Origin of the sequence: Shewanella sp. MTB7 (assembly GCF_027571385.1) — a bacterium.
Taxonomy (GTDB): domain Bacteria; phylum Pseudomonadota; class Gammaproteobacteria; order Enterobacterales; family Shewanellaceae; genus Shewanella.
Map to the genome: position 1 here is coordinate 1,225,293 of NZ_CP085636.1, position 22,198 is coordinate 1,247,490.

Genomic DNA, 22,198 nt, shown 5'->3' on the forward strand with positions numbered 1-22,198 from the left:
ATGATGGATTTTTCACCCTGTGAACTGGTTCACTCTGTTAAAGATAAATCAGCCTGTGACCTGTTTAGCACGCTCTATAGTGAGCTGGCTAAAAACTACTCCATCAGGTTGTTTACCTTAACCTTGATCGATCATCAAGGTCAGTTAGCCAAACGAATATATAGCTCAGCACCGGCTCAATATCCTATCGGTGGCTATAAGCAGATTGAAGACAATAGCTGGAGTGCACAGGTGCTTGGAGACGGGGAGCCCTTTATTGGCAATACCGAGAAAGCGCTGGCAGAAGTCTTTTTTGATCATCAGCTTATCGCATCAATGGGCTTAGGGGCTGTGATTAACTGGCCAGTCATTGTTGAGGGGAAAGTCATCGGCACGGTGAATGTTCTCTCCAGTGAAAATGCATACCTTGATTGCGACTTTACCCAGTTTGAGGCGTTGTATAGCTGGTTCGTTATCGCTTTTTTATTGCCAGTTTTAGAGGAGGGCTCTTCATGAAAGAAGCGGCTATGAAAGATAAAGTCTTTGTTACCACTGATGTGGGGGGAACCTTTACGGATCTGGTGTATTTAAGTGAAGATCCTAAAACCGGGAGACAACAGTTAAAAACCGCCAAGGTCGATACTACTCCGCCTAACTTTGAGCAGGGGGTATTGAATGTTATGGAAAAAGCCAACGTCGATGTTAACCAAATTGACGTGATGGCCCATGGTACAACCGTTGTGATTAATGCCTTAACAGAAAGAAAAGGCGCAAAAACGGCGCTGATAACAACCCAAGGATTTAGGGATGTATTGGAGATTGGTCGAGGAAACAGACCTGATTTCTTTAATCTTAATTATCAAAAGCCAGCCGCTTACGTGCCTCGTCACTTGAGATTTGAAGTTAAAGAGCGCATCAACTATCAGGGTGAGGTGACTCAAGCTTTAGGCTTACTTTCTTTAGCGAGCATCATTAAGGAGTTGGAGGATAATCATGTTGAAGCGGTGGCAATCTGTTTACTAAATGCTTATAAAAATCCACAACATGAAATAGCCCTGTCGAATGCGCTCACGGCATTAACGGATAAGTTTGATGTTATCTGTTCCCATCAAATATCCCGTGAGTGGCGGGAATATGAACGTACAAGCACTACTGTGTTGTCAGCGTACGTGCAACCCATAGCATCACGATATTTAAGCCGGTTACATCACGGACTACTTGAAAAAGACTTCGTTGGGCAGCTCTATGTGATGCAGTCAAATTGTGGTGTTGATACCTTAAAATCTGCCCAACAGATCCCGATCACTATGGTGGAATCTGGCCCCGCCAGCGGTATTTGGGGGGCAGCAGAGCTGGGTAAAATCATCAATGAGCCCAATCTTATCGCCTTAGATATCGGTGGTACGACGGCAAAGTGTGCCTTGATCAATAATGGTGAAGTTAAGATCACTTCAGATTATTACATCGAGAGAAGTCATGTTTCAGCTGGGTATCCGATCATGGTGCCAGTGGTTGATTTGGTCGAGATCGGTAATGGTGGTGGATCGATTGCTTGGGTCGATGATTTTAATAAACTCCATGTAGGCCCCAAAAGTGCAGGGGCTTCCCCTGGACCTGTTGCCTATGGCAAAGGGGGCAAAGCCGCCACAACCACAGACGCCAACCTTGCTTTGGGTCGTATTAACCCTGAGTTCTTCTGTGGTGGCGAGTTAAAAGCTGACATGGCGAGTGTGCAAACCTCACTCGAGGAGATCGCTAAACCATTAGGGATCTCCAGCCAAGATGTGGCGCGGGGCATCGTGCGCATTGCCAATAACAATATGGTCAACGCCCTTAAGTTGGTATCGGTGAATCGAGGCCATGATCCACGGGATTTCACCATGGTGGCCTTTGGTGGTGGTGGGGCGATGCATGCGGCGGCACTCGCGGCTGAATTGGGTATTAAAAAGTTGATCATACCTGCAACTGCGGCGGTGTTTTCTGCTTGGGGGATGATGATGTCTGACATACGTCGAGACAGATTATTAACCTACTTAAGTGCTTGGAATCACCAAACGTTACCTTTTATCAATGAACAGATGGCGCAGCTGTACCAAGAGTTAGAGAGTGAGTTTATCAGTGAAGAGCTCACTTCAGATAAAACCACATTTCAATTTTTTGGCCGGTTTAGGTATGAGAACCAAGAGCACTCCATTGAGGTTCCTCTGCCTCGGATACTTGATGACAGCTCAATTGATCAAGTAAGAGAGTCTTTCCAGCAGCTTTATCAGCAGGAATACACCTACAACTTAGAAAATGAGATTGAACTTGTCGGCTTACACCTAGTGGGTAAGGCTGATGTGGGCAAGGTGAAGCTCGCCAAGCAGCAGCAAAGTGGTCGCTTAATTGCTGAAACCATTAAAGGTGAGCGTGAAGTGGATTACGCCGAAGATGGTGTGCATACCTCTGTCATCTACGACGGTGATCTGTTGGAGCCAATGATGGCTTTTTCAGGCCCTGCGATTATCGAGCAGACAGGTACCACCATTGTTATTCACCCGAATCAAACCGTGTTTCTCGATGAATACAGCAATGTCATCGTTGAGCTGTTGAAAAATAAGGGAGGCGAGCATGCATAATAATGACCCCATCACACTTGAAATTATTCAAAATTCATTACGCTCCATTAGTGATGAGATGTTTTACACCATAGCTAAAACGGCCATGAGCCCGATTATTTATGAAGTGCTCGATATGGCAACTGCTATTACTGATCCTAAAGGAGAGTTGGCCAGTGCCGGTGCGGGTATCCCCGCCTTCGTGGGTGCTTTGGATAAATCTGTTAAAGCGATCATTGCTAAATTTGAGCTAGAGCAGATTAACGATGGTGACATCTTTATCACCAATGACCCCTATTATGGTGGTGTGACTCACCTTAATGATGTGGTGCTGATAAAGCCTGTCTTTATGGCGCAGGAGATCATTGCTTGGGCGGTGAATATTGCCCATTGGAATGATGTTTCAGGTAAATCACCTGGGTCGATGTCGGTGGATGCGACTGAGATTTACCAAGAGGGGATCCGCATTCCGGCGGTGAAGCTGTTCGTGAATGATGAACCAATACAGTCAGTCATTGACATGTTAACGGTTAACTCTAGGATGCCTGATTTTCTCAAAGGTGATCTTTGGGCACAGATATCAGCACTTAGACTAGGTAGTAAACGCATTATTAGCTTGATTAATAAATACGGTAAATCGACCTATATTCAAGCCGTTGATAGCTATCTTGAATTAGGACAAGCGATGGCTGAGAAGGCCATCAAGGCGCTACCCGATGGCAAGTATGAGATCAATGAAGCCCAAGATGATGGTAGCCACCTATTTGTGTCTATTGAGGTTGCAGATACAAGCTTGATCATTGATTTAACTCAGGCACCAGAACAGAGTGCTTTGCCGATAAACCTCTCAAAAGATGGCACTATGCTGGCTTGCCAAATGGCATTGATGGGCTTAATCGGTGACAGACAATTGGCCAATGGTGGTTGCTTTAGGGTACTGGACGTTAAAACCCGAGTGGGTTCAATTTATGATGTTAGCGAGCCTGGGCCTTGTGGGATCTATTTTGAAACCATGATCCGTCTTAATGATCTTATCTGGCGTTGTTTGGCTGAAAAAATCACCGACAGCTTGCCGAGCGGTAACTTCTCCTCCATTTGTGCCACCATCATGGGCGGCAAGCACCCTGATACAGGCAAACATTATTCTATTATCGAACCGGAAATCGGTGGTTGGGGGGCGGGAGATGGTTTTGATGGTGCTAATGCCATGTTCTGCGCCATGCATGGCGATACCTTTAACTGTCCAGCAGAGATCGCAGAGACTCGTTACGGCGTGACTGTCGGTCAAGTTGCGCTTAACGATGAAGATGCGGGTGCAGGCGAGTACCGTGGCGGCAAAGGGGTGGTGATTGATTACGTTATTCGCTCCGATAATAGCTTTTTAACCTGCGCTTATACTCGCAATAAGATTGCGCCTTGGGGATTAAATAAAGGCCAAGATGGCAGTGTTAATCGTGTCGAAGTGATTAGAACTAATGGCACGGTGGAGGAGTATGCCATGGCGTCAGAAGTGACGCTTGACAGTGATGACATAGTACGAATCATTACCGCAAATGGTGCTGGTTTTGGCGATCCTAAGCAGCGAAAAACAGCCGCCTTAATGGATGATATTCGTAACGGTTATGTGAGCCTTGAGTATGCCAAAGAGCATTATGGATTTAGCGCGAGCCGTGGAGGAAGTCATGAATAGTCAGAATAGTAAAATACGTATTCGCTGGGTGAATCCCATCGCGCAGCCCCATTATGATGAACCTATGGGGATGGCATTGAAGCAGGTTGCTGAAGTGGGAACCGAGGTGGAGGTTATCTCGCTGCAATCTGAAGCCAAGATGGATAATCTTGAATACCGGTTCTATGAATCTTTGGTGATAGGGGATGTGGTGAAAGTGGCGATGGAGGGGGATAGCCATGGTGTTGATGCCATGGTGATTGGCTGTTTCTATGATCTAGGCTTGGAAGATTGCCGTGAGATCTGCCAAAACACCATAGTGGTAGCGCCGTGTCAGGCGAGTATGCAAATCGCCGCTAATATTGCCAATAAATTTTCAGTGATTGTGGGACAAGTAAAGTGGATTGAACAGATGACAGAGCGGGCACACCGTTATGGCTTTGGTGGTTATTTAGCCTCAATGCGCTCAATCGATATGAGTGCTAACTCCCTGCAATGTGATACCGAAGTGACCACTAAACGCATTATCGAAGCGGGCAGGTTGGCGATAGAGGAAGATCATGCCGAGGCGTTGATCTTAGGTTGCACCTGTAATTTTGGTTTGTATGAAAAGGTGCAACAAATACTCGGTGTGCCTGTGATTGATCCACTTATTGCCGCTTTTAAACAAGCGGAGATGTTGGCATCAATGAAGCGAGACTTTAACTTGGCCCCCAGTAATAAATGGAGTTGCGAGCCTCCTTGTGAGAGTGAAATGCTTAAATTTGGTTTACACAACCTATCGGATCCAATCGGTAATCGTTTTTTGATAAGTTAGTTGGTTAACAGCAGGGAAGTGTTAACTATTTATCCTTGAGTTGCGCTTGTGAATTTACTAACTCACGCTCCAAGGATATGATTTTCTTGGGGCCTTTTTAGCTAGAGATGGCCTTTGGGATTGTATCTCTGTTAGCATGGCAGAACCAAAATAATGAATAACAATTAGGTATGCATTGGATATTGACGTCTCTAAACAGAAGAAGGCTTTTTTACGTAAGCTCTATCTCGCCCATCATATTGACAGTGAACAGCACAATTTACTCTCTTTAAATAAATTAACGGGCATGCCCAGACGTACGTTGCAAGATGCCATCGCCGTATTGGGTGATATTGGCATTGAATGCAAATTTATTCAGGATGGTGAGCGTAACAACTCTGGCTATTATCGAATTGAGACTTGGGGGCCCATCAGTAGTGCTTGGGTCGGTAGCCATTTAAATGCGATCACTGAGATCTTAGCTTCTTAAACCTGAGCGCTTACTGTTGCCAAGCAGTAAGCGTTAGCTTGGAGTCGTGAAGTTCTCCTTATATTCTCGCCATTTTGAACTTGTTTCAGATTTCAACCTTGCCTTATTTTTTCTGCTTGACCTTGCTATTTCAACTCGTTTATTAAGATAGACTTAAGTAATATCTGCTAGATTCGCGCGGCTGTGGTATTGGTTGACAAAATGCTCTCTTTTCTTAACAGGCCTTGAATTTTTACTTCAGCGTCCTTATATTTCCAAGTCGTTTGGATATAAAAATCTTTATACATTCTAGGAGAATGACGTGCTGGCAAATGTTTCTGGCCTTCAGAGCAAGCTTAAGCTCATTGATAACAGCAAAGCCTTTCAGGGTTTTGTGATTTTTGTGATTATTGTTTCTGCTCTTTCAATAGGTGCCCATACTTATCATCTTCCCTATTGGTTAGAGAAAACGCTGGTAGTGATGGATGTGGCTATTACGGTGTTTTTTGCTGCGGAAATTGTGATCCGTTTTCTGGCCAGTGACGGACCGAAGAAATTTTTTAGTAACGGTTGGAATGTCTTCGACACGCTTATCGTTATCGGTAGCCTTATTCCGGCAGGTGGTTCGGGGATCTTGATTGCTCGACTGTTACGTATTTTTAGAGTGTTACGTCTGGTGTCTATGATCCCAGAGCTGCGAATGCTAGTGAATGCCCTGCTTAAAGCGATCCCGCGCATGGGCTATATTGCACTGCTTATGTTTGTGATCTTCTACATTTATGGCGCGATAGGCAGCATGTTATTTGCTCATATTAATGACTTCCTCTGGGGCGATGTGTCAGTGGCCATGCTAACCCTGTTTAGGGTGGCGACATTTGAATCATGGACTTCGGTGATGTATGAAACGATGGCGGTTTATCCGCTTAGCTGGATCTTTTACCTAAGCTTTATCTTCCTGACAGCATTTGTTTTTTTGAATATGATGGTGGGTGCAGTGCTTGATGTTATGACTCAGGAAACTCAAGCTATGCGCCAAGAAGAGGCGGATGAACTGGCTTTAGCTTCAGTATTGGATGGCAGCAGTGTTGAAGCTGACAAACCTGCCAGTGTCGCCGATGTGGCCGAGCTTAAGTCTCAGATAGCTGAATTGAAAGAGATGTTAGTGCAGCAGGGTAAACTCTAGTATCGAGTTTTGAGCTATGAGTCACGAGCGACAAGAGACGAGCATCTTTGCTTTGTTTCTAGCTCGCGACTCGACACTTTCTTGGCTGTATCTTTAACTTGTTACTTATCCCTGTTTAACCTACAAGATAGAAAGCGACAAACCCAATCCAGCTGATGACAAGTAAACCCCAAGGTAACAGTTGAACTTTTGGTTTGTCTTCAACTTCAGTTACCTCAGTATCTGATGTTGCACTCGCCCGTATTTTGCTTTTGATATCTTGCTTACGAGCCTTGTCTCGGTCACGGGCTTTACTCTTGTTTTGTTTCTTATACTCGGCGATCCCTTTTTCAATACCTGCGGCAATGAGCTTAGTTTGCTCCTTGTTTTGTCCCGGTTTTTGAGTGGCTTTAGCCACTTTCATCGCTTCATTTTTGGTTTCGTCGGAGATATTCTTCGCCGTTGCCATTACTTATCCGTTTCTCTTCTGTTAATTGCAGCGACTATAGCATGAGTTAATACTTATCCCGAGTTCAGCTTACTTGGCACCTAGCTGCAACAAAAGGGTTCTCAGTTAAATAAGCAAACAGACCTGCTTGTAGGTTTACATTCCAGAATCGACCCGCCAAGGTTTGTGTCATGGTGTGATGATTGAGTTTAACAAGCCCATTGCGCTGCCAGGCGTTAAACAGAGGCATTAGATGCTCGACCCGTTCAATTTCAAACTGAGTAAACTCAAGCTCTCCCTTGTCGAGTCCTGCTTTAAGTTGAGCATCCAGAGATGCCGATAGATTTGGCGACATCACCATAGCTGGGACTTGAAAGGGAATAGAAGCTTGGTTGAGATCTGAGCCTGCCTCAAAGCTGTGCGACTGGTGCCATTTCGAGAGATCTCTGGCGTTCATGATGCCATGGCCATGCATATTCCCTCCGGCGCCAGCACCAAATGGGAGGATCTCTATGCCGCTCTTGGCGAGTGAGTTATAGAGGCTACGTTCTCGAGCATCACGGCGCCAGTGACAACTTGAAAGACGTTGCCAGTCTGATGACTCTAATCGGCCTGCACCTGATGCATACATGTCGGCCCTAGTTTGACTGTCGGCAGCGGGGGCGAGTGTTTGCTGTTTATCGTTATTCACATCGGTCTGCTTTTCTTTCTCTGCCTGTTTACTCAGCCTTGTGCCTTGCAAGCCAATTAACTGATAAAGATCCACGCCATGGACACCCGACGTCATTACATCTTCTATATCCTGCTGCCAAGTCTTTCTGGTTTGTCCCGGCAAACCAAAAATAAGATCGGCCACAATCGTGGCGCTTGGATGGCTACTGAGTTGCTGTAATCGTTCGAGCAATACCTGCCTGTTATCGAATCGACCAGCCGCTTGTCTGACTTGTGTGTTAAAGCTTTGTACCCCAAAGGAGAAACGGTTAAATCCTGTCGCTAATGCCGCTTCGAACTTGGCATCACTGAAGCCATTGATACGTCCCTCGAGGGTAATTTCAGCCGTCTTGGATAGCGGAAACGCGTGAATTGCATCGCCGATGATTGCTATTTCATTGGCTTGCATATCCGTTGGAGTGCCACCGCCCACATAGACCACATCGAAGTTACCGCTTTGAGCGAACTCTGTTTGTGAGGCAATATAGAGTTGCTGTGAAAGTTGATCTACATAGCGACTTATCCTTGCCGGATTTGAGCCATTTTCGAAGAAGTTACAAAAACTGCAGCGTTTTCTACAGAAAGGGATATGTATATACAAGGCTCTTTGTATCGCCGAGGTGGGAGTATTCCACCAATGGTGCCATTGCTGATTATTCAGTTCTATGGGATGACTCCCCCCTCGACCAGCATGGGCAGCGCCTTTAACGGCAAAGGCAAACTTGAGGGGATCTGGACTGGCTATGCCGGTCATTATTGGTGTAAGTCGAATATTGTTCACGGCAATTACCTACCAAAACGAATGAAAAAATAGTTTTGAGAATGATAATCAATACCGGTTGGTTTTTTGTTGTTGTCGATCAAAAAAATCGGTTGTGGAATGTAAAGATTGCCCGACTCATACCGATAGGTATCATTGCTGTTGGGTGAGAGAGCCTAGACCCTAGGTTCTAGGCGAGATTCTAGCTCGTTTAAAATAGCAGTGGAACATGGCTATCTGGAGAGATAACTACCAGTGGATCATATTGCCAAACCTGACGAATGGTCTCGGGGGAGAGTGCCACTCCAGGAACTCCCTGACTGACGATTTGACCGTGCTCAAGTATGACTAGTTCATCGGCGTAACGTGAGGCTTGGTTCAGATCATGAAGTACAACCACGACGGCATAGTCTTGCTGGTGGGCTAAGCTTCTCGCCAGAGATAATACTCGGTGTTGTTGGGCTAGATCTAAAGCTGAGGTCGGCTCATCTAAGAGTAATACCGGAGGCTGAGTCGCTTGTTGGAGCTGTGTTAGCACCCGAGCCAGTTGTACTCGTTGCTTCTCACCGCCAGAAAGCGTTGGATAGCTTCGGTGTTTTAGCGCGCTTAGGGCCAATAGATCCAGTTGTTCATCAATAAGGGCCATACCTTGCTTGCTACTTAAGGTGAGGGGATAGAGTCCCATCGCGACGACTTCATGAACTTCAAAAGGAAAAGTGAGACTGGCATGTTGTGGTAGCACGGCGAGGTTTCTCGCCAGTGACAATCTATCCCAATCTTGAATGGGACGGTTAGCGAGAGCGATTTGGCCAGCATCGAGTTGGTTGTCCTGACATATGCACTTGAGTAAAGTAGATTTACCTGCACCATTGGGGCCCAGCAGTGCGGTGACTTTACCGGGTTTGATCTGCAGATTTATATTGGTCAGCACTGGCTTGTGGTTAATTCTGACTGAAACATGTTTGATGTCTATCATGGTCATATACGCCTAAATTAGCCTGTTTTTTTGCTTTAACAGCATAAAGATAAAGAAGGGAGCCCCGAGCATGGCGGTGACTAGGCCCACGGGAAGTTCAGCCGGAGCAACCAAGGAGCGGGCACCTATATCAGCTAATGCCAAAGTAATAGCCCCTAATACGGCACTGATAGGCAATAACCTTTTATGATCTGGGCCGATAACCATGCGCACTAAGTGAGGGATAACCAGTCCGATAAAACCGATAATGCCAGTGGCGGCAACTGAGATCCCAACTCCAATAGCGCATAGCACTATCAACTTAAGTTTAAGTTTATCGACCTCAATCCCTAAATGACGAGCCTCAGCTTCACCTAATAACATGGCATTTAAGGCTGTCGATGAACGGGAGAATTGCCAGCTTATTAAGACCAGAGCGAGCAAACTTAAACTGACATATTGCCATTGCGCTCCAGCAATGGATCCCATCTGCCACAGCGTTAGATCCCTCAATGCCATATCGTCAGCAAGGTAGGTTAGTAGGCCTATTCCAGCGCCAGCTAAGGCGGCAATCGCTACGCCGGAAAGCAGCAGGAGTACCACTGAAGTGCCAGAGGGACTACTCGCTAGACGGTAAACGACTAAGGTGGTGATAAGCCCAGCCAGAAACGCACTAAACGCCACGGTATATTCGCCACTGCCAGGCAAGAGTACGATGCAGATAGCCGCGCCAAGTGCGGCACCTGAGGATACGCCAATGATCCCTGGATCGGCCAAAGGATTACGAAATAACCCCTGCATGACTGCACCACATTGAGCTAGAATAGCGCCAACCGTCATAGCCAGTATGGTTCTGGGCAAACGGACATTATTGATCACTAGCTGTTCGTGGGGAGCGACGGTGGCGAAATCTACATGCGTCGCCCAGTTAAGCACGGCATTAAAGCTGGCCAAGGGAGTGATCTGCAGCGGTCCTGTGATAATAGATAACAGGCCAGTGATCACTAATAAGCTCAAGACACCAGGCCAGAGCCAAGGCTGATTTTCCATAGTGAGTTTCTTTCTCTTTAGTTCATTCAGTTTTGATTAATAGCGTTTTTGTATCTCAATCAGATCCGTTGCTAGTTTGTCTGCGGCGTCAATCGAACTCAATCCCAGTCCACCTAGCAGCGCTTGCGCGGGTATAGTTTGGATCATCTTATGTTCACCTGCGGGGGTATGAAGTAGCAAGGGCATCTGTTTAAGGACTTTATTGGCACCGTTAGCCTGCTCCTCTTCAGAGCGACTAGAGATTAAGATAAGGTCCGGCTGCAGTGACAAAATCCCTTCTTGGGAGAGACTCTTATAGCCCTCAAAGTCAGCGATATTTTTGCCCCCTGCTAACTTGATGATAATATCTGCCGCCGTGCCTTCACCCCCTACACGTACAGGTCTGCCATCTTGCAGTAACATAAATAGAATGGAGGGAAGTTTGCCTGAATTAGCTAAGTCTGCTCTTTTTTGTTTAATTGAATCAAAGGATTGAGCTACGCGAAATTTAAGTGATTCAGCCTGAGTTTTTTTATCCAGCAGTTTTCCCAGAGTATCAATATTACTCAATAGCTGCTCTGCGGTTTCAGCTCCGGTAAGTTTGACCACCTTGATATCAGCGCCTCTTAATACCTCTAGGGTGGTTTCTGGTCCCATGGCATCAGTGCCCAACACCAAGTCAGGATCCAGCGCTAAAATCCCCTCAGCCGATAACATTCTGTGGTAGCCCAACTTCTCTACACTCGCTAGCTCTTCAGGAATCAAGCTAGTGGAGTCTACCGCGACCAAATCAACTCCAGCATCGAGAGCAAGCACCAGTTCAGTCATGCCTGCCCCTGCACTGATAAGCCGATTAGTCTCGATATGTTGTGCTTCATGGGCCGATGCACTGGCCGTTAGTCCAGCCCAAAGTAAAGTACTTGTTAGAATACTCGGTGGCATAAGGGTGCTAAATTTCGAATTTTTCAGTACGGACATTTTTCTCTCCAAATGGATAAAAGTGCTGATGGTGATTTAGTTCGGGACTAATGTTCCATCAAAATTTGAGTGTTAGTTATCGCTTGCCTCTGCAGCAGTGCCAGCAGTGTCATTAAAGGTTGCACTGGGGCCGTTTTGTCTGCAGCAATAATTACTTTAGCCTCGCTTTGTGACTGGTACTGTTTGATAAACGCGGATTCGAATTCAGCAAAATTATCAAACATCACACCATCGAGTGCCCAATGGGGCTTAGAGGCAAGCACATTAACTGTGATGTTTTCAACTTGGCTTATGGGAGTCAGTTGTGACGTCGATTCAGTCGGTACTTCCACTGGCAAGCTAAGCAGTTGAGTGTTGGCGGTGAGCAACAGGAACACTAAGATAATAAAGATAATGTCGATAAGAGCAGTTAAATCTAAGCCTAAAACCGGGCTACTCTCTGCATCATTGAGGCCTATCATAGGGCTAAGCTCTCAGCGCTGTTCTTGCTGTTCTTATCGATACTTTTTAGTGCCATTTTTTGTTGGTTACTGTCTGAGTCTTGGCCGATATTCATGGCTTGATCGCATCCATCTAGCCAGAGGTTTAACTGGTTTAACGCGTGGGCAATATTGCTACAGCGTTGGTCGGCCCACAGGCTAAATAGGTGAGCTAAGGTGATGGCGGGCACTGCAATGATTAACCCTGCCGCCGTGGTGTTCATGGCTAAACCAAGACCAGAAGCCAGTTGAGAGGGGGTCACTGGACCTTGTGATACGCCAAGTTGGTTAAACATTTCAATGAGTCCGAGTACTGTGCCGAGCAGTCCGAGTAGAGGGGTAATGAGCCCCATAACCTGCAATACTTTGAGACCAGATCGCAGCTTCTCTTTCTGTTTTATCAGCCAAAGGTTAATGATCTCTTCACGCATGTGGCGGTTCTGTTCTCTATGGGTGAGCAACAGATAGCTACCTTTTGCCAGCATGCTATTACCAGTACTCACCTTAACAAGTAAGCGTTGGCATTGTTCAGGTGTTGCAGTGGCTGCATCTTGTCTTAATTTTGTTAACCAGCTATCACGCTTAGGGAGTTCAAACAGGATTAAGGCGAGTCGCTCTAGTGTGATCATCAAGGTAATGAAGGCACAGATTAATAGCGGCCAAGTCAGGTAGCCTAATTGTTCATTCAATGTTTGATATAGCGGGTGAGACATGGAGTAGTCCTAGGTGATGTAGCTGATATTTATGCAAATTAGTTAAGTGCAAACTTAACCGGCACTCTCACCGTGTAGGCGTAAGCTGTTTGTGGTGAAGGGGCTGAGAATTGCCACTTCTCGACGGCATTTAAGGCCGCTTTATCGAGCAAGGAGAAACCTGAACTATCAATTAAGGTGAGGGAGAGTTGCTCACCAATCTGATTGAACATCACCTCGACAGTCACCGTGCCTTCAAATCCCCGTTTTCTGGCTAATTTGGGGTATATAGGCTGGGATGGTGGCGATGAAAAAGTGGGACGATTAAGCATAATATTAGTTTGCGCAACGCCTTGCTTAGTCTGAATTTCACGCTGTTGTTGCTGGTCAGTCGTTGGTTGAAGTGCAATTTTGGCCTCAGGCACTTTGTTGATAACAGTTTTGTCCGTCACCCGTTGAACATCAGGTATAGATCGTGGATCTGGGCTGGCTTGAATTGTTGCTTGAAGTTGAGTCTTGGTCATTAATAAGGGGGGCGTTTTAGGCTCAGCTGTTGGCAACTTATCTTTCGCTTTCGTCAGCGGTCTATCTACAGGTTTGTTCTCTACCGGCAATGCTGCTGGAGTGACCGATTGGGCTGTTGGTGTCGAGATCGTCAGGTTAATACTTTGAACCGAGCCCATTGCCATACCAGCAGTGCGCAGTTCTGACGGCTTACTTTGAGATGCAATAACACCGCCTTGAATTAAGGCTGTTAAACAAGCAAAGGTTAAATATCGTTTAGGTGTCATGTTCGGTTAACTTCTTAATGTTACAACTGAACCAAAGTAAGTAGCACTGTTTCATCGTGCTGGATTTTATTTAAAGCATTGTTATTAAATTAATATTTCACGAATAGCAAACAAGGTTAACGCCAAGATACAAATTGCTTCTTCCAGCAGTTTCATCTATCGCCTACTTAAGATATACGAATCGTAATAAGATCGCAAATGATAATCATTTTCATTTGATCTGTTTTTAAGTCTCAGGTAAAGTGCTGAGACTAGACCTACCAATCCGCACTTAAAAAATGAACTCGAGGATGAACATCATGACCAAGAAGCCTGTAATGGTTGCACTAGCCATGGCTTTTAGCTCAACAGCCTATGCCCAACAAGTAGAGCAAGTTACTGAATTTGATGAGGTGCTGGTAACGGCAACCCGAATAAGCGAAAAGGCATCAGATACCGGCCGCAGTGTGGTCGTTGTCGATGAAGAGGAGTTACAAGAAGCGCAGTCGACATCGGTGGCGGATATATTGAGAAATGAGGCCAATGTGAATGTGGGTAATGGCCCTCGTGCTTCTTCACAAGGGGTTGAAATTCGTGGTTTAGGTGGCCAGCGAGTATTGCAGACCATAGATGGTGCTAGGCAGAATACCAATTCGGGCCATAGGGGGACTTACTTTATGGATCCTGAACTGTTGAGTTCTGTTGAGGTGGTGCGCGGCCCTGCGAGTAGCTTATGGGGCAGTGGTGCGATTGGTGGCGTGGTGGCGCAAAATACCAAGTCGGCCAAAGAGATGCTTGATGAAGGTGACACCTTTGGTGGCTATCTTAAGCAAGGTTTTGAAAGTAATGGTGACAATGTTAAGACCAGCGGCGCTGTTTATGGGGTTGCAGATACATTTGATTGGTTGATTAACGGCAGTTATAACGACAGCAATAATATCAAAAGTGGCAATGATCAAACATTGGCTAACAGTGGCTCACAAAGAAGCAGTGGCTTGATGAAGTTTGGCTGGGAGCCAAGTGATGACCAACGACTACAATTTTCTGGACGCTTCTCTGATACCGATGAATTGGTACCGAGTAATCCGGCGGCTGAGGTTGGTAACTCAGTACCGCTTATTCGGCGTAAGAGTAAAGATAGGAATTTCACATTAGAGTATGACTTAAGTCCTAGCACCAATCCCTATCTGGATCTTAACAGCACATTATATTGGAATCATACCGATTATGACGAAGACAGGGTAACGAAAAATCAGCTTGATAGCACCGAATATGAGACGGTTGGTTTTAGCATTAATAACAGCTCTATCTTTGGTGGGACAACCCTCACTTATGGTGTCGATGGCTATCAAGATAAGATAAAAACAGTGCGGGATGACTTTGGTCAAACGGGACAAAGACCGAGTGATATCGATGGTAAAGCGACGGTGTGGGGAGCCTTTGCTCAGGCAAGAGTAAGCATTACAGAATCGCTTTATGTAGAGCCAGCCCTAAGGTATGACACCTTTGAAAATGAAAGTATTAATCTGTCTAAATCTGCTGATGACAGTGCATTTTCACCCTCTTTAGGCCTAGTTTGGAATACCCGTTCTTGGTTAACTCTGAGTGCGCGTTACGATGGTGCTTTCCGTGCTCCGAGTGTCGAAGAGATGTATTCAACAGGCACTCATTTCTGCATTCCGCCTATTCCTGGTTTTTTGCCAGGTGGATTATGTAACACGTTCGAGATCAATCCGAACTTAAAGGCTGAAAAAGCGAAGAACAAAGAGCTAAAAGCAGATATGCGCTTCACCGAATTAGCCGGTGATGATGAACTGGCTATCACGCTTAATATCTTTAGAAATGACGTGGACGATTTTATCGAGCAGTCAGTGTCTAACCCGCTTATGGGGATCCCTGGCCTTGAACAAACGACCTCTTGGGATAACGTTGATGATGCCCGTTTGACGGGATTTGAGTTTACGACACGTTATCGCTTTCAGCAGACTCGTTTGATACTCAATTACGGTCAAACAGAGGGCAAAGATAAAGAGTCTAATGAGTATTTAAGTAACATTCCAGCGCACAAGCTTGGGGTGGATCTTTCCCAAGGCATGATGGAAGGTGACATGAAGTTGGGCACTCGAGTGACATACGTGGCTCAGCAAGATCAACTGCCAGAAGGCAACCTTAATGACTATGACTCTTATACTTTATGGGATGTGTATGTAGCGTGGGAACCGGCCATGGGCAGCTTTGAAGGATTACGGGTGGATTTTTCCATCGAGAATATCGGCGATGACGAGTACCGTCAGGCGTGGGATACCTTATATGGGCAGGGACGTAACATGAAATTGTCTGCTCGTTACCGTTTCTAATGTTTTTAGCTTCAAGAATGAGGAATGAATTGATGCAGTCCAGTAATGAAGTGATATGTCAGTATCTTGATGATAACCCTAATGCAATGCCGAGTCAGGCAGCAGCTGAGCTTGGTGTTTCTGAGTTAGCAGTGGTATTAGCTCTGCCTGAAGAGCAGATGAGTCAATTTCCATTAACAAACAAAGATGAGTTGTTGTCGTGTTTGCCGCATTGGGGGCCCATGACCACCATCGTTGTAGTGTCCGGCAGTATTTTCGAATTTAAAGGTGAATTCCCCCAAGGGAAATATGCCTATGGATACTACAACCTAATCACAGAAGGTGACGGCTTACATGGTCATCTACAACTCGACAGTTTAACTGCAATTGTCTTGGTGAGTCGACCATTTCGAGGTAAGGAGAGTCATTCAATCAACTTCTTTGGCAGTGAAGGCGAGATGATATTCAAAGTGTATCTGGGGCGTGATAGCAAACGAGTGCTACTCCCAGATCAAGTGACTCGTTTCAAAGCATTAAAAGAACGTTCCCTAGCAGCATAGGGTGCCATCTTGGTTGGATGTTTTGTGGCAATTTTTGCAGGATGGAAGTAAGAGAGAAGATTATGTCAGACAAACAGATAGAGAGTCAGAAAGGCGAAAGCGCAGAAGCGAGTACAGAGGCATTGCAAGATAAAGCTCACCGACTCAGAGAAAAGTTACTCCCTGAAATTGAGCGTTTTAAAACAGAGCGCTCAACCTTGCAACTGGCCACTCAAGATGCCGCAGGAGTGCCGAACGCCAGCTATGCGCCATTCGCTTTGGCCGATGATGGCTTCTATATTTTAGTCAGCGAACTTGCTCGTCATGGCACCAACTTAAAAGAATCACCTTCAGTTTCAGTGATGTTACTGGAAGATGAAAGTGAAGCTAAAACGGTGTTTGCTCGTAAGCGATTAACCTTCGATGCGGTGGCTGAACTGGTGGCTAGAGACAGCGAACTGTTTACTAAAGGGGTTGCTGCCCTGTCTGAGCGATTTGGGGAGATGATAGATAACTTGTCGCAATTGAAAGACTTTAATCTGTTTAAACTTAGTCCTCAACAGGGCCTGTATGTGAAGGGATTTGGACAGGCATTTAGTTTGACAGGTAATGAGTTGCTCGACGTTAATTGGAAACGTGATGGTCATCATGGGGCATCACCTCAGTCTGAGTTTTCAACTCAAGCCGCGCCAATGTAAAGTGAAGTAATCACTTGCTGATAATAACAAAACCCACGTTTATACGTGGGTTTTGTTATTATATACCCAAACAACCTGGAAATGCTCGTTTCAGAGGCTTTGCGCGAGTTCAATTTTAGACGCATTGGCGTATAAATGGTGACTCCCTTTTAAGCTAATGCAACAACGAAGTGAGCTTGCGCAAAGCCTTCTACGATGGGTTTTAATACACTTTATTCTGTGTTATTGATTTTGCTAAGGGAACAACCATTAGCTACAAACAATGCCTTGCCTAAAGTGCATTAAATTCCCACTGAATCCTGCATTTTCAAGTAGCTTGGGTATAGGCTTATACCGTTATGCGAATTTTTTATTATTGCTCCTAAGGATATTGCTTTGAGTCAAGATATCTCCACTGCGCCGATTGCTGCCACGCCAACTCCTGAATCCGCTCAGTCAGTTTCTCCTAAGTCGGCTAAGCATGCTGTACTTCCATGGATTATCTCTTTTCTTCGGCCCTATAAAGCCCGAGTTATTGCGGCAATTGTGTTTTTGTTTATCGGCTCGCTTGCCTGGCTCTCTTTAGGTCAAGGGGTACGCTTGATGGTGGATGAGGGCTTCTTGCACAATAATGGTGACAGGCTGAATGAGATCATCTTTCTGCTTATCGGTATCACTGCCATTAGTAGTGCGGCTGTGTTTTGTCGTTTTTATCTGATGACCTGGCTTGGTGAACGGGTGAGTGCGGATATTCGTCTGAAAGTGTATGACCATCTATTAAAACTCTCACCGGGATTTTATGCAAAATTACGCACCGGTGAAGTGATTTCTCGCTTTACAGCTGATTCAACTCTGTTGCAGTCTGTGGTGGGCTCGAGTCTGTCGATGGCGCTGCGCGCGAGTGTCACTGTGATCGGCGGCATCGCGATGATGGCAGTCACTAGCCTTAAAATGACCGGACTTGTGTTACTGGCCGTGCCATTAGTGCTGGGGCCAATCTTCTTTTTTGGACGTAAGGTGCGAGATCTTTCCCGCAAGAGCCAAGATAGGGTTGGCGATTTAGGCGCTTATGTTGATGAATCTTTGCATGAAATACACACAGTGCAGGCTTACACCCATGAAGCGCGAGACCGAGCCCTGTTTGGCGATCGTGTCGAAGCGGTAATGGATGCAGCCAAGGGGCGGATAAAATATCGTTCAATCTTAATTTCCACCGTGATGTTTCTCAGTATTCTGGCTATTTCGTTGGTTACTTGGGTCGGTGCGCAAGATGTGATGGCTGGTACGATTACAGGCGGCGAGCTGTCGGCCTTTATGTTTTATGCCGTGATGGTGGCAGGCTCAGTGGCGACCATCAGTGAAGTGATTGGTGAGATCCAACGCGCGGCGGGTGCCACCGAACGCTTGATTGAGCTGGTTGAGGCGCCTATTGATGTTCCTAGCGTGACCAGTCCACAGTTTTTATCTGCAAAGGTGACAGGTGAGATTAAGCTTAATCAGGTTCGTTTTTCCTATCAAAATATCCAAGAAGGTGGGGTAAACGACGAGCTTGGTGAAGAGGTGATTTGTGGTCTGGATATCCACATTCAACCCGGTGAACGCGTTGCTTTGGTTGGGGAGAGTGGAGCCGGTAAGAGTACCCTGTTTGAGCTACTCCAACGATTTTACAACTTAAACTCAGGGGTGATTGAACTGGATGGGATCGATATTGCCCAGTTAACCCCACAAGATCTACGTCAGCAATATGCCTTAGTCCCGCAAGATTCAGTGATCTTTGCCATGAGCGTGTTGGAGAATGTGCGTTATGGCAGACTCGATGCCACCGAAAATGAGGTGATTGAAGCGTGCAAGGCTGCTAAGGCCCACGAGTTTATCAGTGATTTTAAAGATGGCTATCAAACTTATTTAGGTGAACGAGGTGTCAGGTTATCCGGTGGCCAAAAACAGCGCATCGCCATTGCCAGAGCTATACTAGCTGACAGACCCATACTGCTACTTGATGAGGCTACCAGTGCGTTAGATGCCATCAGCGAACAAAAAGTCAAGCAAGCACTCGACACGCTAATGAAGGGCAAAACGACCCTTATCATCGCTCATCGTCTGGCGACGGTACTCAATGCTGACCGTATTTTGGTATTGGATAAAGGACAACTTGTGGCCAGCGGTACTCATCAACATCTAATGCAATCGAGCGAACTCTATCGCGAGTTTGCCAGTTTGCAGTTGATTACTGAAACTTAGGAGTTTGTGGGATAACAAGCCCTTTAAATATCTTTTGATTGGTTTCATTGGGCTGGTTTGTTGTTTGGAGGTTTATAGGGAACCATGACCTCAATTTTAATCAATTGCTTGCAGCAGGCCGATGTGTAAATACTTCTGCGGGACGCTATAAATATGTCCCTATACGCTCGACGGTGGCATCCGTGCCACCAACGCCCACAGCCGCATTCACACCTGAGTGTTTATCTCTTCGAATTAGATTTTATAGTGATGACTCATTTCTGGACAAAAGTTTGTTAGAGTTAACGCCTCTAAAGGCAACGGTTGCCATTAGGAAACATATGGCAATTGTTTGGTAACGCCCTAATAATGGGCAAAAAATTGTTGGATAAAATGTTGAGGACCGAAAACAGTCAACTGTTTTTTGTCCTTATTAGCTTGTTATACGCTTTAGCTACGTTCTTTCAGTAGCCGACCCTTTACAACTGATTCATTTTTTAGAAAATTAACCATAAAATGGTAATCAGGGTGGGTCTTCAAGCTACGGCTAACAAAATAAACGTTAGTTGCATTAATAGAGAATGTTTCTCGAATCCCCGCACCTAGATTGTTGCCTGCTAATAGGCTTAATTTTATACCAGGAATGTTAAACACTATATGTTGGTAGCCATCATGATTTTTAACCGTTGGAAAGTCCATTGAAGGTGTATCAACTATTTGATTATCAACATATACAGCTAGATAAGTATTTACAGGAAGGTCGGTATTTCCCAATAGAAAATCTGAAAAGGCAGTCATGCTCTCTTCACGAATTGAATTCTTTGTTTCAAGGAGACCGAAAACACTCCAATCTGTTGCGGATAATCTCCAAGCAATACTGATAGCAAAATACATGAAATTTAAAGCTAGTTCTTCATTTGACGGGAAATACCAAGTTTCATCTTTTACATGAGACAACTTTTTAAATTTCTTTATTTTTGTAGCTAGTTTAAATCCGTTAGGACGAGCCATCAAAGGGAGTACTTTATCCTCTCCATTTTTGGAGAATTTCAACTCACAACTTTCACAAAGTAAGTATTTTTTAGCTTGCTTGTCTGTATAGGCGGCCGATTTATCGGAACCAGTAATCCAAACAATATTTTGTCCATGTTCAGGAAAACCTTTACTAATTGATCGGTAAACACCTTTAGGCATAAAGTGACTGTCTTTAAGCTTTGCCGATTTAGTACACAATGCACAGATTCCGTTCACCAAACCTCCCTAAACGTATAACATTTTAATATGAGGCATGCGCGTATATTTGGCAAAACGCGCATGCACATTTAATAAACCTATTATCTAAGCTTAACCTTGGAAAAGCTATTGATTCATAAGAACTCTATCAGGGTGGAACAGAAAAAATGAGCTCTGAAAATTGAAAAGTTAGCATTGATATTGATGTCTTATAGAAAGCAATCAGTAACTGTCATTTATCGATTAGTAAAAGTAGGTCAACTGGCTTGCTACTTATCATTACTGCTTATCGCCAGTAACGCACAAAGGGGCAGGGATGAGCCAGGTCAGATTCGGCTTGCTCGTGAAACCTTAACAACTCTTTAGTTGAATTCTTCCACAGACCTACATTTGGGGAATGCAGAACAACCCCAAAACTGGTTACCTTTATTTTCACCACGCTTTGTTTCACGCATAACCATTGCGGATCCACAGCGTGAGCACTGCTTTACGCTGTCTTTTGATGCGACCAACTCTGTAACATGCTGTCGATGCCTAAGGTCAGTAACAACGCCTCTCTTTAGTTTGACGTCATTGATGACTTCAATAATTTGAGTGTACTCTGTCTCTGAGAATACAGGCTGTACGAACTGCTTTATGTAGTTCAAGCACCCTCGTGCATAAGTAACATTTTCAGGCATATCCGTTTTGAACGTACTATCACCGATAAAAACAATTACTGAGTGTAAATTTGATGAATCTATGCCTAACAACGATTCTAGGGTTTTGACGTGTTTATAATTTTGATGGAGAGGATTCTGGAATTTTGAAGAGTGACGATAGATTTTCTGTGTCCACTGCTTTTGATTTTTTGAACCAAAAATCCAGCCTTTCATGTTTTTAGTTTCAACGATGAAAAGACCAAACTTAGATACAACAACATGGTCAATTTGAGTTGTACCATCATCTGTGGGTAATGTTACATCTTTTACCAACGTGTAATCTGATTCTGGCAACCGTGACAATATCTGATTTACTAAAAACTCGCCGAACACACCTTTAAACCAACGACTCCTAAAGATCGATATGATGAGTAGTAAAGGTATGATGTACCACACCTGAGCTAAAGCATCTGAAAATAGACCTAATATATCCACGAAATTTCCTTATTCAACTAACTCTACTTTGACGGCTAACAGCCGCTTTTAATCCTCACAGAATGCCGTCTTTTATTCATCACTTCAATTTATAATTAATGGGTTAGTGACAGCGCTAGGAGATTCGACTGCTCAGTGAAACATAATCTCTAGATGAGTTGAATTCGGATAACTTTTTGTACGGTAAAGGCATATGAACAAGATATGAATGAGCTTTTACTTTAAATGATAAAGGGGCAAAAATGAGTTACTAGACTCCAGCAATAAAGCCAAATCGAAGAGACTTATGAACAGGTGTAAGTGAGCTCGAGGACTTCGATTTCAGGGATGAAATCGTAGAGCGCCCATGGATGGGTTTACAGCGTACCGAGAGATTACTTGCACGTAAGCACGCTGCAAGCGATAGATAACAATTAAGGTGCAACCTTCAACAGTCCAGCTCAATATCAGTTCAACTAAAAGCCAAACCAGAAAATGTAATCAGACTTCATTCAAAGATAATCCACCACGGGGGACACTGAGGGCCACGGAGAAGTGCAAAAACAAAGTACAACATCGCAAGC

The 22,198-nt window shown here is 44.9% G+C and carries 20 protein-coding genes; 10 read left to right on the plus strand and 10 right to left on the minus strand.

Features of this window, described 5'->3' with window-relative positions; genetic code table 11:
* From HWQ47_RS04985 to HWQ47_RS05010, 6 genes are all read left to right on the plus strand, one after another.
* Complete coding sequence (locus HWQ47_RS04985; protein WP_269970081.1) at window positions 1–495, plus strand: hypothetical protein; 495 nt, start codon at window positions 1–3, stop codon at window positions 493–495.
* A complete protein-coding gene (locus tag HWQ47_RS04990; RefSeq protein ID WP_269970082.1) occupies window positions 492–2,597 on the plus strand; it encodes a hydantoinase/oxoprolinase family protein in 2,106 nt (701 codons plus the stop codon). The genes HWQ47_RS04985 and HWQ47_RS04990 overlap by 4 nt, the downstream gene beginning before the upstream one ends.
* Entirely contained in the window at window positions 2,590–4,266 is a 1,677-nt protein-coding gene (locus tag HWQ47_RS04995; protein WP_269970083.1) for a hydantoinase B/oxoprolinase family protein, read from the plus strand. The genes HWQ47_RS04990 and HWQ47_RS04995 overlap by 8 nt, the downstream gene beginning before the upstream one ends.
* A complete protein-coding gene (locus HWQ47_RS05000; RefSeq protein WP_269970084.1) occupies window positions 4,259–5,062 on the plus strand; it encodes an aspartate/glutamate racemase family protein in 804 nt (267 codons plus the stop codon). Before HWQ47_RS04995 ends, HWQ47_RS05000 begins: the two co-directional genes overlap by 8 nt.
* A gap of 175 nt (window positions 5,063–5,237) precedes the next feature.
* A complete protein-coding gene (locus HWQ47_RS05005) occupies window positions 5,238–5,531 on the plus strand; it encodes a winged helix-turn-helix domain-containing protein (protein WP_269970085.1) in 294 nt (97 codons plus the stop codon).
* Window positions 5,532–5,832: 301 nt separating this feature from the next.
* A complete protein-coding gene (locus tag HWQ47_RS05010; protein WP_269970086.1) occupies window positions 5,833–6,693 on the plus strand; it encodes an ion transporter in 861 nt (286 codons plus the stop codon).
* Between the two features lie 115 nt (window positions 6,694–6,808).
* On the opposite strand, the gene HWQ47_RS05015 is transcribed toward HWQ47_RS05010, so the two are convergent.
* From HWQ47_RS05015 to HWQ47_RS05050, 8 genes are all read right to left on the minus strand, one after another.
* Window positions 6,809–7,141: a DUF2956 domain-containing protein gene (locus tag HWQ47_RS05015; protein WP_269970087.1), complete on the minus strand. Its 333-nt coding sequence runs from the start codon at window positions 7,139–7,141 to the stop codon at window positions 6,809–6,811.
* A gap of 64 nt (window positions 7,142–7,205) precedes the next feature.
* Entirely contained in the window at window positions 7,206–8,612 is a 1,407-nt protein-coding gene (hutW, locus tag HWQ47_RS05020) for a heme anaerobic degradation radical SAM methyltransferase ChuW/HutW (RefSeq protein WP_269970088.1), read from the minus strand.
* Window positions 8,613–8,802: 190 nt separating this feature from the next.
* Window positions 8,803–9,567, minus strand: a complete 765-nt coding sequence (locus tag HWQ47_RS05025) for a heme ABC transporter ATP-binding protein (RefSeq protein WP_269970089.1) — start codon at window positions 9,565–9,567, stop codon at window positions 8,803–8,805.
* 12 nt (window positions 9,568–9,579) lie between these two features.
* Window positions 9,580–10,596, minus strand: a complete 1,017-nt coding sequence (locus HWQ47_RS05030; RefSeq protein ID WP_269970090.1) for a FecCD family ABC transporter permease — start codon at window positions 10,594–10,596, stop codon at window positions 9,580–9,582.
* A 36-nt stretch (window positions 10,597–10,632) separates the two neighbouring features.
* Complete coding sequence (locus tag HWQ47_RS05035) at window positions 10,633–11,553, minus strand: heme/hemin ABC transporter substrate-binding protein (RefSeq protein WP_269970091.1); 921 nt, start codon at window positions 11,551–11,553, stop codon at window positions 10,633–10,635.
* Between the two features lie 47 nt (window positions 11,554–11,600).
* A complete protein-coding gene (locus HWQ47_RS05040) occupies window positions 11,601–12,014 on the minus strand; it encodes an ExbD/TolR family protein (protein ID WP_269970092.1) in 414 nt (137 codons plus the stop codon).
* Window positions 12,011–12,745, minus strand: a complete 735-nt coding sequence (locus tag HWQ47_RS05045; RefSeq protein ID WP_269970093.1) for a MotA/TolQ/ExbB proton channel family protein — start codon at window positions 12,743–12,745, stop codon at window positions 12,011–12,013. Before HWQ47_RS05045 ends, HWQ47_RS05040 begins: the two co-directional genes overlap by 4 nt.
* A 38-nt stretch (window positions 12,746–12,783) precedes the next feature.
* Window positions 12,784–13,515: an energy transducer TonB gene (locus HWQ47_RS05050; RefSeq protein WP_269970094.1), complete on the minus strand. Its 732-nt coding sequence runs from the start codon at window positions 13,513–13,515 to the stop codon at window positions 12,784–12,786.
* Window positions 13,516–13,814: 299 nt separating this feature from the next.
* Here HWQ47_RS05050 and HWQ47_RS05055 point away from each other — a divergent pair, with 299 nt between their 5' ends.
* From HWQ47_RS05055 to HWQ47_RS05070, 4 genes are all read left to right on the plus strand, one after another.
* Complete coding sequence (locus tag HWQ47_RS05055; RefSeq protein WP_269970095.1) at window positions 13,815–15,851, plus strand: TonB-dependent hemoglobin/transferrin/lactoferrin family receptor; 2,037 nt, start codon at window positions 13,815–13,817, stop codon at window positions 15,849–15,851.
* A 32-nt stretch (window positions 15,852–15,883) separates the two neighbouring features.
* The gene (hutX, locus tag HWQ47_RS05060) at window positions 15,884–16,390 is read left to right on the plus strand and encodes a heme utilization cystosolic carrier protein HutX (protein ID WP_269970096.1); all 507 of its coding nucleotides are present in this window, start codon (window positions 15,884–15,886) and stop codon (window positions 16,388–16,390) included.
* 62 nt (window positions 16,391–16,452) lie between these two features.
* On the plus strand, window positions 16,453–17,067 hold the full coding sequence (gene hutZ / locus HWQ47_RS05065) for a heme utilization protein HutZ (RefSeq protein WP_269970097.1): 615 nt from the start codon (window positions 16,453–16,455) through the stop codon (window positions 17,065–17,067).
* A 402-nt stretch (window positions 17,068–17,469) separates the two neighbouring features.
* Window positions 17,470–19,287 (plus strand): ABC transporter transmembrane domain-containing protein, encoded by a 1,818-nt coding sequence (locus tag HWQ47_RS05070; protein ID WP_269971669.1) that lies wholly within the window; start codon window positions 17,470–17,472, stop codon window positions 19,285–19,287.
* Window positions 19,288–19,716: 429 nt separating this feature from the next.
* Here the strand turns inward: HWQ47_RS05070 and HWQ47_RS05075 are convergent, their stop codons facing one another.
* Together HWQ47_RS05075 and HWQ47_RS05080 are read right to left on the minus strand one after the other, a co-directional pair.
* Window positions 19,717–20,517 carry a hypothetical protein gene (locus HWQ47_RS05075; RefSeq protein WP_269970098.1) on the minus strand — a complete coding sequence of 267 codons (801 nt, stop codon included), beginning with the start codon at window positions 20,515–20,517 and terminating at the stop codon, window positions 19,717–19,719.
* A 344-nt stretch (window positions 20,518–20,861) separates the two neighbouring features.
* Window positions 20,862–21,635, minus strand: a complete 774-nt coding sequence (locus tag HWQ47_RS05080; protein ID WP_269970099.1) for a nuclease-related domain-containing protein — start codon at window positions 21,633–21,635, stop codon at window positions 20,862–20,864.
* Window positions 21,636–22,198 lie beyond the last annotated feature (563 nt).

Bases quoted from the DNA above. Each gene is read 5' to 3' on its own strand.
- HWQ47_RS04985 (WP_269970081.1), top strand. From the start codon at position 1: ATGATGGATTTTTCACCCTGTGAACTGGTTCACTCTGTTAAAGATAAA.
- hutZ (WP_269970097.1), top strand. From the start codon at position 16,453: ATGTCAGACAAACAGATAGAGAGTCAGAAAGGCGAAAGCGCAGAAGCG.
- HWQ47_RS04995 (WP_269970083.1), top strand. From the start codon at position 2,590: ATGCATAATAATGACCCCATCACACTTGAAATTATTCAAAATTCATTA.
- HWQ47_RS05040 (WP_269970092.1), bottom strand. From the start codon at position 12,014: ATGATAGGCCTCAATGATGCAGAGAGTAGCCCGGTTTTAGGCTTAGAT.
- HWQ47_RS05045 (WP_269970093.1), bottom strand. From the start codon at position 12,745: ATGTCTCACCCGCTATATCAAACATTGAATGAACAATTAGGCTACCTG.
- HWQ47_RS05050 (WP_269970094.1), bottom strand. From the start codon at position 13,515: ATGACACCTAAACGATATTTAACCTTTGCTTGTTTAACAGCCTTAATT.
- hutX (WP_269970096.1), top strand. From the start codon at position 15,884: ATGCAGTCCAGTAATGAAGTGATATGTCAGTATCTTGATGATAACCCT.
- HWQ47_RS05025 (WP_269970089.1), bottom strand. From the start codon at position 9,567: ATGATAGACATCAAACATGTTTCAGTCAGAATTAACCACAAGCCAGTG.
- HWQ47_RS05030 (WP_269970090.1), bottom strand. From the start codon at position 10,596: ATGGAAAATCAGCCTTGGCTCTGGCCTGGTGTCTTGAGCTTATTAGTG.
- HWQ47_RS05035 (WP_269970091.1), bottom strand. From the start codon at position 11,553: ATGTCCGTACTGAAAAATTCGAAATTTAGCACCCTTATGCCACCGAGT.
- HWQ47_RS05015 (WP_269970087.1), bottom strand. From the start codon at position 7,141: ATGGCAACGGCGAAGAATATCTCCGACGAAACCAAAAATGAAGCGATG.
- HWQ47_RS05000 (WP_269970084.1), top strand. From the start codon at position 4,259: ATGAATAGTCAGAATAGTAAAATACGTATTCGCTGGGTGAATCCCATC.
- HWQ47_RS05055 (WP_269970095.1), top strand. From the start codon at position 13,815: ATGACCAAGAAGCCTGTAATGGTTGCACTAGCCATGGCTTTTAGCTCA.
- HWQ47_RS04990 (WP_269970082.1), top strand. From the start codon at position 492: ATGAAAGAAGCGGCTATGAAAGATAAAGTCTTTGTTACCACTGATGTG.